The sequence below is a fragment of the Aneurinibacillus sp. XH2 genome (genome assembly GCF_001439585.2).
GTDB lineage: Bacteria > Bacillota > Bacilli > Aneurinibacillales > Aneurinibacillaceae > Aneurinibacillus > Aneurinibacillus thermoaerophilus.
Genome location: NZ_CP014140.1, coordinates 3,647,221 through 3,660,000, shown reverse-complemented (window position 1 = coordinate 3,660,000; position 12,780 = coordinate 3,647,221). Strand labels below are relative to the sequence as shown.

Here is a 12,780-nt window from a genome sequence, read left to right as displayed (position 1 = left end):
GCAGGAAATTTGAGAGGAGCTGTCCTTAGTACGAGAGGACCGGGATGGACGCACCGCTGGTGCACCAGTTGTTCCGCCAGGAGCACAGCTGGGTAGCCATGTGCGGACGGGATAAGCGCTGAAAGCATCTAAGCGTGAAGCCCCCCTCAAGATGAGATTTCCCACAGCGTAAGCTGGTAAGACCCCTTATAGATGATGAGGTGGATAGGTTCGAGGTGGAAGCGTGGCAACACGTGGAGCTGACGAATACTAATCGGTCGAGGGCTTAACCAAAGATAGACTGGATGTCCTGTGCGTCATGTTTCTTTTGATTCAGTTTTCAAGGTATAATAGAAAAACCCCCTTATCCAATCCAATTGCAAGCTGGATAAGGGGGTTTTTGTTACTAAGGGAAAGTTTATGTAGAATACAAACCGATTCCCTGTCGCTCATATTTAATAACGTACGATTTTTTTTCGTTTTTCCATTTCTGTATACGTAATACTGTAACGATCCGAGGTATACTAAGCGTAATATGGTAACTGAGCATTAAAAAGCCGTATTGTACGCTCCACCATGCTGTAACCAACAAGCTGACAGCCGTGCCGATAGAGAAAAACATCCACTCAATTTGCTGGTAATTGGAGATGGATAAAGGTAATTTTGTCCTCCATCCGCCCCAAGGAGATAAAAACCCATCAATGTGCCAACACATTGGAAGCGATGAGACAAAGCAGTAAAGGAAGAATGAAATTCCCTGAAGTATCCATATGATTATAAAATATCCAAAGGAATATAATAGGTGCTGGCTTGTAGCATTAAAGTATCGTTCGGCGACAAAAAGCAGGAAAAATATAAGTAAGGCCTGTAAAATCATCATGGACGGCTTCCAACGGTAGCGGTAATGAAGGGTATGGCTGTAGATTGTTGACTTTTCCTTTTCCAGTCTTCCTTTATCATTTTTTTCCTGTATCAATTCTTAATACCTTCCTTAAATAATGTACAAATTCTTGCTGAAGATAAGCAGGCTACTATTTTCTTTATCGGAAAAGGAGTGGGGATTTTGTATGATAAAATAGACCCCGAGATTATTGTACCTTTAGCTACCCCTGACGGTATTAAGGCCATCATTTTAGGAGTAAAAAGTATTCGTCCAAAAGAAGTAACACGGTTGCGACGTTCTTTAAGCAGAATGAATGTGCCTTTGCTTATGATGCCGGTTAAAGAGGCCCAAGTAGTAAAAAATGTATATTGTTTTTATCGCCTTGGTCTTTTGCAGGAAACGGAATTATATCAGCACTGCCAAGAACACGGGGCTGATTTTATTATGGTGCGCAGGGCTTTGGGGTTAGATCCCGCTATTGGACAGACAAGGGAACAGGAGAATGGAGAGTTGATTCTTAATTGGTTATTGAAGACCGCTTCCTTATTTTTTGCTTTTCGAATTGAGCGTGATTTTAACAAAAAAAGTGTTGGAAACGTTTCGTTAGGTGTCTGGGGAAATGCGGAGACTCCATTCGTGTATGAAGCGGTTACATCCTTACACTTCTTAGGGGCTGATATTCATTTATTTTCTATGCATGATGAAGATAAAGACGACATGAAATTTCCCTGTATTTTGTATCAGGACAAATGGAGGGCGCTTCAAGGAGTCGATGCGCTTATCATTTTAGAAAAACAGCAAGCTTTCGTTTCGATACCTGTTAAAGAATGGTATATAAGAAGAAGTTTGATGAAACAAAACATTGTAATTGATGTTTGTAATTTATATGAGCCGGAGGAAATGGAGCAAATAGGGTATCAATATATTAGTTTTGGCCGTTTTTATGTATAAAAATAAAAAGAATAGGGAAAAATAGCTGAAAAAAGATGAAGGTGATAATTGATGACGGAGCAGGAAGACCATAGCTGCATTGTATGTGGTCATGAGGAAGAACGAGGAATCTTTATTTTTCGATCATTTGTCTGCCATCGGTGTGAACAGGAGATCATAAAAACAGATGCTTCCGAAGATAGATATCATTTTTTTATTCGTCAAATGCGAAGAATATGGTTGAAACAAAACGCGTAAGCCCTTCTTGAAATCAAGGAGGGTTTCTTTTATGGTGAGAATTGGGACAGACGAAGGGGGAAATCATGATGAACCATACAATTGCGCCGCTATACGCAGCGCTTTGCGCATACGAGAGAAACAGGCATATATCACTGCACGTACCCGGACATAAAGATGGGAACGTATTTGATAAGGAAGCGGACAATCATTTCTACTCCATTTTAAAAATAGACGCAACAGAAGTGAGCGGGCTTGATGATCTTCACCATCCTGCCGAAGTTATTGCCGAGGCACAGGAGATGGCTGCGGATGCTTTCGGTGCCGCTGAAACATTTTTTCTTATCGGAGGCTCCACGGCGGGCAATCTTGCCGCTGCTCTTACGCTATGTGCTCCTGGAGATACGATCCTTGTCCAGCGCAATGCTCATAAATCGATCTTTAATGGTTTGTTGCTGGCTGGCGCGCGCCCGGTGTTTATTACGCCTTATACTGAACCGGATACACAGGTAGCGACAGGAATCAGTGCAACACATGTAAAAGTAGCCCTTAAGAAATATCCGAGTGCCAAAGCGGTCTGGATTACCAATCCTAATTATTACGGTATGGGACAAAATGTGGCAGAAATTGCGGAAGCTTGCCATCAAGCGGGAATCCCGCTCATTGTAGATGAAGCGCATGGTGCCCACTTTAGTCAGGCATTGAATGTTCCAGATTCTGCTTTAAAAGCAGGAGCTGATTTGGTCGTTCAATCAACGCATAAAATGCTTCCTGCCATGACTATGGCGTCCATGCTGCACATACAGGGAACCCGCATTCCACGAGAAAAATTGAAACGGGTACTTTCAATGATACAGTCAAGTAGCCCTTCGTATCCGTTGATGGCTTCGCTGGATGTGGCACGCCGCTATCTTGTGACAAAAGGAAGGAAACAATTAGTCGCTACAGTAGAAAAGCTTGAACAAGCACGGCTCGATCTTACTAGGAAACTTGAGTATCTTTTTATCTGGTCCGAAATAGATGGGAAAACGGTATATACTCGTGACCCGTTAAAATGGGTGCTGACAAGCCGCCATTTTAACGTTACCGGGTACCAGTTACTTGAATGGCTGGAGGAAATGGGGATTGTAGCTGAGATGGCAGATCTGCGTAATGTTGTCCTTGTTTTTCCCATTCATAATGAGGTGACTCAAATAGAAAAGGTCATAAACGCCGTTTTGCAACTTGAAAAGAAGCTGGCTAACATGCCGGGAGAAAGACGGACACGGAACCGTACCAACGCTTTTTTTACGAGACCTGGGCGATTGGTTAAGCCATCGATCTCTTTGCAGGAAGCCTTCCATTTCCATAAAAAACGCGTGCCGCTTGAACAAGCCATTGGATGGTGCAGCGCGGAAATGGTCATTCCTTACCCGCCTGGTGTTCCGCTGCTTGTACCCGGGGAAAAAATTACCGAAGAACATGTTAATATCATACAGGAGATAAAATGGGCAGGAGGGTATTTTCAGGGGACGTCCGATGAAACAGTAGAGGGAATCTTTGTACTGGTCAGCCTGTAGTTTTTTGTATATGATAACATCATACGAAATAAGGGAGGAGTGCGCCGTTGAAGGGTTGCTTTGTCACATTTGAAGGGGCTGACGGAGCGGGCAAGACTACACAAATTAAGCTATTGTACGAGTTTCTCCGTGAACAGGGCCACAATGTTCTACTGACCCGGGAGCCTGGGGGCACAGGCATTAGCGACAGCATCCGGGCGCTGCTCTTAGATCCGAAAAACAGCGAGATGAGGCACCAAACTGAAGTGTTGTTATATGCTGCGTCGCGGGCTCAGCATGTCCGTGAAAAAATTATTCCGGCGCTGGAAGAAGGAAAAATTGTATTATGTGATCGATTCGTTGATGCCAGTCTAGCGTATCAAGGCTACGGCCTTGGGCTGCCGCTGGAAGAAATCATAAATATTAACCAGTTTGCTACTGGTGGATTGACACCGGATATAACGTATTTTTTGGATCTACCAGCAGAGATTAGCCGCGAGCGTTTAAAGCAGCGTTTTGCAGCTTATAAGGGACCGGATCGTATTGAAAGTAAACCGGCTGAATATCATCAAAAAGTAAGACAAGGGTTTGCGGAAATCTGTCGTAAATACGCGGATAGAATTGTAAAAATCAACGCGGCGCGCAGCATTGAGACAATACAGAAAGAAGTGCGCGATCATTTTCTGCATTATCTGACAAATAGACAGTAACGCTTTCCCTTTTCACAATAGGCCAGCGGAAAAAGCTGATTTAGTAGTAACAAATAAAGTAAAGAAAAGGGTGGATTTCATGCGAATTGGGGAAAATATGCCGCTCGACAAAATACAGGGGGTTGAACCGAAGCAGAAGGTGTTGCCTCAGTATTACGTCGAATTTGACGAGGTTATGCAGTTCCAAAGCGGACAATTGGACATAGAGAAATTCAACAGACTCATCGAAAAAATTGACAGGCAGGGAGAACGGTTAGCCCGTTCCCGCACGATTAAAGATTTGAAAGAATATAAAGCGCTTGTCAAAAGCTTTATGGAAGAGGTGGTCAAACACGGGGTCGCGTTGGAAGAACGCCACGGTTTTAACCGTCGCGGCCGCAGCAAGGTATATAAAATGATTACCGAGGTTGATAAAAAGCTTACGGAAGTAACGGATGCCGTATTGAAAAAAGAGAAGAAGAGTATCAGCATTTTAGATACAATAGGCGAAATTCGGGGCCTGCTTATTAATATGTACATGTAAGCAAACCAAACGAAAGAAGTGTGGATTGGTACCATGTGGAGCGAGTTTCCAGCGCAAAAACAGGTCGCTGAACTATTATATCGCAGCCTAAAACATAATCGTTTATCGCACGCATATTTGTTCTCTGGCCCTAAAGGGGCGGGCAAAAAGAAAGTGGCTAAACATTTCGCCAAGGCTATTTTTTGTCTGAAGCAGAATGGAGATAGTTGCGGCATATGCAAAAATTGCCGTTTGATTGAAGAAAGAAATCATTTTGACGTCCATTGGATTGAACCGGAGAGAAACATCATTCGAATTAAGCAAGTTGAGGACTTGCAGAAAAAATTCTCCTACAGGGCGGCAGAGTCCAGCCATAAAGTATATATTATGGATGAAGCCGACAAAATGAACCAGGAAGCCACCAACAGAATGCTGAAATTTCTCGAAGAACCTCCGCAGGGGGTTGTTGCCATTCTATTAACCAGTCGAATACAGGATATTCTTCCTACTATTCTTTCCCGCTGTCAGATTATTACATTTGCAGCTCCCTCGCCTGAAATCATTGCCAAAGAACTCGAGCAAGCGGGCGTAAAGCCTGGTCTGGCTCGCGCTGCAGCGCAGATCGCCAACGATGTTGAAGAGGCACGTAGACTTTGTGAAACAGAATCGTTTGCGCAGTTGAGAAGCCTAGTGATACAATTAAGTGAGGACATCCTTGAAAGGGGCACATATGCCCTTGTCACCATTCATGATAAGTTTCTCAAACAAGAGAAGGCGACTGACAAAATCGACCTGTTTCTTGATTTGTTTTTGCTCTGGTTTCGTGATTTGTTGTTTTTTTCACTGGGAAAAGAATCCCAGATTACGAATAAAGATCAGATGGAGCCCATTCAGAAACAGGCACTGCGTATGAGTCAGCGTAGACTTGTGGATGGAATGGGGACAATCCTGGTAACAAAAAACAGGCTTACGCATTATGCGAACCTGCAGTTATCCTTGGAAGATATGGTGCTTCGTCTGCAGGAGGGATAACATTTTGTTTGATGTTGTAGGTGTCCGCTTTAAAAAAGCGGGGAAGATATATTATTTTGATCCTGGTGATTTCTCGATTGAAATCAACGATTTTGTGATTGTGGAGACCGCGCGAGGCGTGGAGTATGGGCAGGTGGTTATCGGGCGTAAGCAGGTGGACGAAAATGATGTTGTCCTACCACTGAAAAAAGTATTGCGCATTGCTGATGAGCAGGACCGTTTTCAGGTGGAAGAAAACAAGCGGCTGGCAAAGGAAGCGTTTGGCATCTGTCAGGAGAAGATTGCTGCGCACAACCTAGAAATGAAGCTGGTCGATGTGGAATATACGTTTGACAAGAACAAAATCATCTTCTACTTTACGGCAGAAGGACGTGTCGATTTTCGTGAACTCGTCAAAGATTTAGCCGCTATTTTCCGCACGCGTATTGAGCTCCGCCAGATTGGTGTTCGTGATGAAGCGAAGATGCTTGGCGGAATAGGGCCTTGTGGTCGCATTCTCTGCTGCTCCACGTTTCTCGGCGATTTCGAACCGGTGTCCATCAAGATGGCGAAAGACCAGAATTTGTCGCTGAATCCTGCGAAGATTTCCGGTTTGTGTGGACGGCTTATGTGCTGTCTCAAATATGAAAGCGATAACTATGAGAGCGCGAAAGAAGAGCTTCCGGACATAGGAAAAGAAGTGGTGACAGCGATGGGGTATGGTCGTGTTGTCGGTCTTAACATCTTGGAGAAAAAAGTTCAGGTGGATCTATATGAAGCGGAGCGAATTATGGAACTGCCTTTTGAAGAGATTAGCGTAGTGGAGAAGGTGCAGTAGAGAACAACTGAGGTGGGGATTGTGAACAAACAAAGCATGTTTCACCAGCTCGCTTTGATTGAGGAAAAGGTCGGAGGGCTATACGAGGAGATCGGCCACTTGAAGAACGCGATGCTGGAGCTTATGGAAGAAAATAAAAATCTCTTGCTCGAGAATCAACACCTTAGGGAGCGGTTGCAGCAGCGGGAAATCGAACTGGAAAAGAAGGAAAAGCTCCAGAGCAGTGTCATAAAGACGCGAAAGGATAAAAAGAAAAGGTTGGTTGTCGGTGAAGGATATGATAACCTGGCACGTTTGTACCAGGAAGGTTTCCATATCTGCAACGTGCATTACGGAAGTGTACGCACGGATGGAGATTGCTTGTTTTGCCTAGCTTTTTTAAATAAACAAGGATAACGGAAACGACCCGAGTTGTACGCGGGTCGTTTTTTAAACACTTTTCATTTTTGGCGAGCATAAGCCTCCGAATTTTTCTCATTCATAGAAAGGAACTCTTATGGTAGAAAATGTAAGGTTGTATTCGGATGAACGAATTGATGATTTGCTAACCAAAGATATGAAAATTATTCAGAGTAAACAAGTATTCTGCTTTTCGCTTGATGCCGTGCTGCTGGCCCGCTTTGCTTCTCTTCCGATAAAAAGGGGTCGGATTATTGATTTATGTACCGGCAACGGCGTCATTCCTCTGTTGTTAAGCGTGCGTACAGAATGTCCGATTGATGCCGTAGAGATACAAGAGAGGCTTTACGATATGGCCAAGCGCAACGTGGCGCTGAATGGGTTAGAAGACAGAATTACAATTTATCATGGGGATGTAAAAGAGGCACTCACATTTCTGCGGAATGGGAGTTATGACGCCCTGACATGTAATCCACCGTATATGCCGGTTGTTGGTGGGGAGAAAAATAAAAGCAGCCATGTAGCAATCGCACGCCATGAAATCTTACTGACGCTTGAAGAAGTGATTCGCATAAGCAGCAAGCTAGTTCGCCCAGGCGGAAAAGTAGCATATGTACACCGTGCCGGACGTTTGGGAGATTTAATGACGTTGATGCGTAAATACCGTATCGAACCGAAACGGATTCGGCTCGTCTATCCAAAACCAGGGATGGAAGCCAACATGGTATTAATTGAAGGAATTCGGGACGGAAAACCTGATGTAAAAGTACTTCCACCATTGATCGTTTATAAAGAGAACGGGGAATACTGTGACGAAATTCATTCGATTTATTATGGCGACAGGAAGGAGGAGTAGGTATGTTTGTACAGAAAAGCTTTGCTTCCGGCGATCATGACGGAAAGGGCAAGCTATATCTTGTAGCAACTCCTATAGGCAATATGGATGATATGACCATTCGTGCCATTCGCGTGCTTCAGGAAGTGGATATTATCGCAGCGGAGGACACCCGGCAGACACGCAAGTTGCTTAACCATTTTGAAATTGGGACGCGACTTATTAGTTATCATGAACATAATAAAGCAGCTAGTGGGCCGGAAATTATTCGCTTATTAAAAATAGGAAAATCGATAGCGCTTGTAAGCGACGCTGGGCTTCCGGCGATCTCAGATCCGGGGCAAGAGTTGGTTCGAGATGCGGTTGACGAATCCATTCCTGTAATCCCCGTACCGGGAGCAAACGCCGGGCTGTCCGCGTTGATTGCCTCCGGACTGTCGACAGATCGTTTTTTGTTCCGTGGTTTTCTTCCGCGTGATAACAAGGAGCGCCGGAAGGAACTAGAGCGACTTCGTTCATATCCAGAAACGCTTATTTTCTATGAAGCGCCGCACCGTATCATTAAAACTTTGGCTGAAATAAGGGAAGTGCTTGGTGAACGCAAAGTGGCGCTAGGGAGAGAATTAACGAAGCGCTATGAAGAATTTGTGCGGGGAGAGATAATGGAAGTGCTTGATTTTCTGAACGAGCAGGAGGAAATCCGCGGCGAATTTACCGTTATCGTAGAAGGAAATGAAGGAGAACAGGGAGCAGGCCAGTTAGAGCAATGGTGGCAAGGACTCGACATTGTATCCCATGTAGATGTTTATATTGAAAAAGGGTTGACGAAGAAGGAGGCGCTGAAGCAAACAGCAGAAGAACGTGGACTTCCTAAGCGGGAAGTGTACAACGCTTATCATCAGAAAGAAAAATAAGCTTCCCGATTGTTAGGAAGCTTATTTTTCTTCATTTATGTTATGCTTTTTGCGTGGGTATTTCAGATATGCAGGAACCACAGATAATTTTTCCTTTGTACGTTATCGTATTTTCTGTGCTTCCACAGAAGATGCAGGCTGGCTCGTATTTTTTTAACATGATGCGTTCGCCGTCAACATAAATTTCAAGAGCGTCTTTTTCTCCAATACCCAATGTACGACGGAGTTCGATTGGAATTACGACACGACCTAATTCATCTACTTTTCTTACAATACCAGTTGATTTCATGTTTACTATATCTCCTCTCGTAATTACCCGAATTTATTCATTATTTTTATCGTCAAAATTCGACATACTTTCTTTATCACTATCCTAACAGCATTTTTCGATGAGGTCAACCATTTACTGGGATTATACTATAAAAAAATCTCAATATATGTAAAAAAATACTAATAAAGGAAATATAGTGTTTAAAATGTAATATATGTATAAAATATATAACAGTATATAAGACTGAATTTATTTTAAATTTATACCTTATTTTAAAATAATACAAAAATATTCTGTGAAATAGATAAATCTTGATGCAGATTTTTCGACAAAAACACAAACACTCGTAGTTATTAATTCGACAAAAAAGGGAATAAAAGGATAATATAGTGAGGGATTAACATAAGACTTGACGAAGACTGACAGGTAAGGTATAGAATAAAAGGAAAAGGAAATCATATATTATGGATAATATATGCAAAACGATGATGGGAAGAGTAATCGCGTGTACTTTTTACAGAGAGCCGGGATGGGTGGAAACCGGTAAAAGGAGCGGGATGAAGATGGCCCCGGAGTTTTTGCTTTCGAGCGCATGATGCGTTAGGGGGCAACGTTTCCCGCGTTACGGGATTGAGCCTGTCTTCTTTTGACTGGAAAGCTAGGAAGACAGGGAATTTGGGTGGTACCACGAGAGCTTCTCGTCCCATATGGGGATGGGGAGCCTTTTTTCATAGAAAGCGAGCGGGCAGTGCTCGCAAGTTTTCTTCCTCATTTTTTTGGTGAAAGGATGAGTAAGATGAGTAAACCAACGTATTACATTACATCACCGATTTATTACCCGAGCAATACGCTTCATATCGGAAATGCTTATACGACAATCGCCTGCGACGCGCTGGCCCGTTATAAGCGTTTACGTGGATACGACGTGTTTTATCTCACAGGCACGGACGAGCATGGACAGAAGCTGCAGCAACGCGCCGCGCAGGAAGACAAGCAACCGTTGGAATTTATTGATCCGATTGTTGATTGGATTAAGGACTTATGGGAACGCCTTGATATTTCCTATGACGATTTCATTCGTACTACCCAGAAGCGTCATAAAGATGCCGTGCAGAAGATCTTCCAAAAGCTTGTTGATAAAGGCGATATCTACCTAGGCGAATACGAAGGTTACTACTGTGTGCCTTGTGAAGCGTTTTGGACGGAGCATCAGTCGAAAAAGGATGGAGAACATATTTGTCCAGATTGTGGACGCCCAATTTCGCTTGTGAAAGAAAAAAGTTATTTCTTTCGTATGTCGAAATACCAAGATCGGCTTTTGAAATACATCGAAGAGCATCCGGAGTTTATTCAGCCAGAGTCCCGCCGCAATGAGATGGTAAATAACTTCCTTAAGCCGGGTCTGGAAGACTTGAGCGTATCCCGCACATCATTCGACTGGGGCATTAAGTTGCCGAACGACCCTGAGCACGTTATCTATGTCTGGATTGATGCGCTGACGAACTATATTACCGCGCTAGGATATATGAGCGAAGATGACACGAAATTTAACAAATATTGGCCGGCTGATGTCCATATGATCGGTAAGGACATTCTTCGCTTTCACACGATTTATTGGCCAATTATTCTAATGGCGCTTGACTTGCCATTACCGAAGAAGGTATTTGGTCATGGTTGGCTGCTTATGCCAGATGGAAAAATGTCGAAATCGAAAGGCAATGTTATCGATCCAAAATTTTTGATCGAACGTTACGGTTCCGACTCGATTCGCTACTTCCTGTTGCGTGAAATTCCGTTCGGTCAAGATGGCGTATTCACGCCGGAAGCATTTATCCAGCGTTTGAACTTTGATCTAGCGAATGACCTTGGCAATTTGGTGAGCCGGACGGTAGCGATGATTGAGAAATATTTTGAAGGCGTGCTTCCGGCTCCGACCGCGCCGGAAATGGTGGATGAAAACCTGCGCAATGTGGCGCGTCAAGCAGTTACTGGTCTCGAAGAGCACATGGACGAAATGCGGTTTGGCGGTGCGTTGAACAGCCTATGGGATCTGGTGAGCCGCACAAATAAATATATTGATGAAACAACGCCATGGGTGCTGGCAAAAGATGAAGCCAATAAAGAACGCCTTGGTACAGTTATGTACAATCTGGCGGAAAGCATTCGTATTATTTCTATTGCTTTGCAACCGTTTATGACACATGCACCGCGCAAAATTTGGGCGCAGCTGGGTATTACGGGAAATGAAGATATTACAAGCTGGGAGTCGGCAAAAGAGTGGGGAGCGCTTCCGGCCGGCATAAAAGTAAACAAGGGTGATGCGTTATTCCCACGCCTTGATCTGGAAAAAGAAATTGCCGTTATTGATGAGACAACGGCAGCAGCGCGTAAACAGGCGGAAGAAAATAAGAAAAAGAAGGAACAGGCGCAAGCTAAAACAGAAGAGAAGCCAGCCGTACCCGAAATCAATATCGATGACTTTATGAAAGTGGAATTACGCGTGGCGCAGGTTATCGAAGCGGAAAAAATTCCGAAAGCAGATAAATTGTTGAAGCTGCAACTGGATCTCGGCTATGAAAAACGCCAGGTCGTATCCGGTATTGCCAAGCATTACAGTCCGGAAGACCTTATCGGCAAGAAAGTGATCTGCGTCACTAACCTTAAACCGGTAAAGCTGCGTGGTGAAATGTCGAATGGAATGATTTTGGCCGCATCTGAAGGAGACAAACTCACTCTTGCGACCGTTCCTGACAGCATGCCGAACGGGGCGATTGTAAAATAGGTGTCTGGACCCAAAAGGAGGCTGTTATAGTGCTGTTTGATACACACGCCCATTTGAATGATGAGAAATTCAATGAAGATAGGGATGCCACAATTACCCGTGCACGGGAAAGCGGTGTTTCTTACATTTGCAATATCGGGTACAACCGGGAGACGATTCGTACGTCTCTCGAGTTGGCCCATAAATATGACTTTATCTACACTGCCATTGGCTGGCACCCTCAGGATGCCAAAACGTTGACAGATGAAGATCTTGAATGGATTGAGAACTTGGCACGCGAAGAGGAAAAAGTGGTAGCTATCGGCGAAATTGGGCTGGACTATTATTGGGATACATCACCGAAAGATGTGCAGCAGGAAGTATTCCGCAAGCAGATTCGCCTTGCCAAAAAATTGCAGCTTCCAATCATTATTCATGATCGGGAAGCGCATCAGGATATTGTTCATATTTTGCGTGAGGAAAAAGCGGAAGAAGTAGGCGGGATTATGCACTGCTTTTCTGGTAGCTCAGAAATGGCCCGGCAATGCATAGATATGAATTTCTACATTTCGCTTGGTGGGCCGGTTACGTTCAAAAATGCTAAGAAGCCAAAAGAAGTGGCGGAATGGGTGCCGCTTGACCGGCTATTGATTGAAACGGACTGTCCGTATTTAACGCCGGAACCATACCGCGGCAAGCGCAATGAGAGTGGATATGTACGGTATGTCGCCGAAAAAATCGCAGAGATCAAAAATATTTCTTTCGAAGAATTAGCTCAAATTACGACAGAAAATGCTAAAAAATTATTCCATATTCAGGAATAGTCGAAGCATTTCTAAGATTTTCTGCCTCAAGTATATCAACGGTTGAGAGATTTTTTTGGATCTTTTATCCCATTGAAATTCTGCAAGATTTGTAGAATCTCATGTAAAAAACTGGTTTGACAAATTTTCAGAGGATCGTCTACAATGA

The 12,780-nt window shown here is 43.8% G+C and carries 14 protein-coding genes, 1 rRNA gene and 1 other annotated feature (1 of these 16 only partly in view); of the genes, 13 read left to right on the top strand and 2 right to left on the bottom strand.

What is annotated here, in order from left to right:
- Positions 1–273: ribosomal RNA gene (locus ACH33_RS18380) — 23S ribosomal RNA — on the top strand (it extends 2,663 nt beyond the left edge of the window).
- 124 nt (positions 274–397) lie between these two features.
- Here ACH33_RS18380 and ACH33_RS18375 read toward each other — a convergent pair.
- The gene (locus ACH33_RS18375; protein WP_057897159.1) at positions 398–955 is read right to left on the bottom strand and encodes a hypothetical protein; all 558 of its coding nucleotides are present in this window, start codon (positions 953–955) and stop codon (positions 398–400) included.
- Positions 956–1,042: 87 nt separating this feature from the next.
- On the opposite strand from ACH33_RS18375, the gene ACH33_RS18370 reads away from it, so the two are divergent.
- The 10 genes from ACH33_RS18370 to rsmI all read left to right on the top strand — a co-directional run bounded on the left by ACH33_RS18370 (position 1,043) and on the right by rsmI (position 8,776).
- Positions 1,043–1,813 (top strand): hypothetical protein, encoded by a 771-nt coding sequence (locus ACH33_RS18370; protein WP_057897158.1) that lies wholly within the window; start codon positions 1,043–1,045, stop codon positions 1,811–1,813.
- 51 nt (positions 1,814–1,864) lie between these two features.
- Positions 1,865–2,050, top strand: a complete 186-nt coding sequence (locus ACH33_RS18365) for a sigma factor G inhibitor Gin (RefSeq protein WP_057897157.1) — start codon at positions 1,865–1,867, stop codon at positions 2,048–2,050.
- A gap of 65 nt (positions 2,051–2,115) precedes the next feature.
- On the top strand, positions 2,116–3,588 hold the full coding sequence (locus ACH33_RS18360; protein WP_082706139.1) for an aminotransferase class I/II-fold pyridoxal phosphate-dependent enzyme: 1,473 nt from the start codon (positions 2,116–2,118) through the stop codon (positions 3,586–3,588).
- A gap of 47 nt (positions 3,589–3,635) precedes the next feature.
- A complete protein-coding gene (tmk, locus tag ACH33_RS18355) occupies positions 3,636–4,277 on the top strand; it encodes a dTMP kinase (RefSeq protein ID WP_057897155.1) in 642 nt (213 codons plus the stop codon).
- 79 nt (positions 4,278–4,356) lie between these two features.
- Positions 4,357–4,800 carry a YaaR family protein gene (locus tag ACH33_RS18350; protein WP_236781930.1) on the top strand — a complete coding sequence of 148 codons (444 nt, stop codon included), beginning with the start codon at positions 4,357–4,359 and terminating at the stop codon, positions 4,798–4,800.
- An 18-nt stretch (positions 4,801–4,818) separates the two neighbouring features.
- Positions 4,819–5,811, top strand: a complete 993-nt coding sequence (holB, locus tag ACH33_RS18345; protein ID WP_236781929.1) for a DNA polymerase III subunit delta' — start codon at positions 4,819–4,821, stop codon at positions 5,809–5,811.
- Between the two features lie 4 nt (positions 5,812–5,815).
- Positions 5,816–6,628 carry a PSP1 domain-containing protein gene (locus tag ACH33_RS18340; protein WP_057897153.1) on the top strand — a complete coding sequence of 271 codons (813 nt, stop codon included), beginning with the start codon at positions 5,816–5,818 and terminating at the stop codon, positions 6,626–6,628.
- A gap of 21 nt (positions 6,629–6,649) precedes the next feature.
- Entirely contained in the window at positions 6,650–7,024 is a 375-nt protein-coding gene (yabA, locus tag ACH33_RS18335) for a DNA replication initiation control protein YabA (RefSeq protein WP_057897152.1), read from the top strand.
- Between the two features lie 100 nt (positions 7,025–7,124).
- A complete protein-coding gene (locus tag ACH33_RS18330) occupies positions 7,125–7,883 on the top strand; it encodes a tRNA1(Val) (adenine(37)-N6)-methyltransferase (RefSeq protein WP_057897151.1) in 759 nt (252 codons plus the stop codon).
- Between the two features lie 2 nt (positions 7,884–7,885).
- Positions 7,886–8,776: a 16S rRNA (cytidine(1402)-2'-O)-methyltransferase gene (gene rsmI / locus ACH33_RS18325; protein WP_057897150.1), complete on the top strand. Its 891-nt coding sequence runs from the start codon at positions 7,886–7,888 to the stop codon at positions 8,774–8,776.
- Between the two features lie 40 nt (positions 8,777–8,816).
- On the opposite strand, the gene ACH33_RS18320 is transcribed toward rsmI, so the two are convergent.
- The gene (locus tag ACH33_RS18320; RefSeq protein ID WP_057897149.1) at positions 8,817–9,065 is read right to left on the bottom strand and encodes an AbrB/MazE/SpoVT family DNA-binding domain-containing protein; all 249 of its coding nucleotides are present in this window, start codon (positions 9,063–9,065) and stop codon (positions 8,817–8,819) included.
- Positions 9,066–9,523: 458 nt separating this feature from the next.
- Positions 9,524–9,756 (top strand) — a binding site (T-box leader).
- A gap of 87 nt (positions 9,757–9,843) precedes the next feature.
- On the opposite strand from ACH33_RS18320, the gene metG reads away from it, so the two are divergent.
- Both metG and ACH33_RS18310 read left to right on the top strand, forming a co-directional pair.
- Positions 9,844–11,829, top strand: a complete 1,986-nt coding sequence (metG, locus tag ACH33_RS18315; protein WP_409359907.1) for a methionine--tRNA ligase — start codon at positions 9,844–9,846, stop codon at positions 11,827–11,829.
- Positions 11,830–11,858: 29 nt separating this feature from the next.
- Entirely contained in the window at positions 11,859–12,632 is a 774-nt protein-coding gene (locus tag ACH33_RS18310; RefSeq protein ID WP_057897148.1) for a TatD family hydrolase, read from the top strand.
- Positions 12,633–12,780: the final 148 nt, after the last annotated feature.

Bases quoted from the DNA above. Each gene is read 5' to 3' on its own strand.
- ACH33_RS18365 (WP_057897157.1), top strand. From the start codon at position 1,865: ATGACGGAGCAGGAAGACCATAGCTGCATTGTATGTGGTCATGAGGAA.
- ACH33_RS18360 (WP_082706139.1), top strand. From the start codon at position 2,116: ATGATGAACCATACAATTGCGCCGCTATACGCAGCGCTTTGCGCATAC.
- ACH33_RS18350 (WP_236781930.1), top strand. From the start codon at position 4,357: ATGCGAATTGGGGAAAATATGCCGCTCGACAAAATACAGGGGGTTGAA.
- ACH33_RS18330 (WP_057897151.1), top strand. From the start codon at position 7,125: ATGGTAGAAAATGTAAGGTTGTATTCGGATGAACGAATTGATGATTTG.
- rsmI (WP_057897150.1), top strand. From the start codon at position 7,886: ATGTTTGTACAGAAAAGCTTTGCTTCCGGCGATCATGACGGAAAGGGC.
- ACH33_RS18320 (WP_057897149.1), bottom strand. From the start codon at position 9,065: ATGAAATCAACTGGTATTGTAAGAAAAGTAGATGAATTAGGTCGTGTC.
- metG (WP_409359907.1), top strand. From the start codon at position 9,844: ATGAGTAAACCAACGTATTACATTACATCACCGATTTATTACCCGAGC.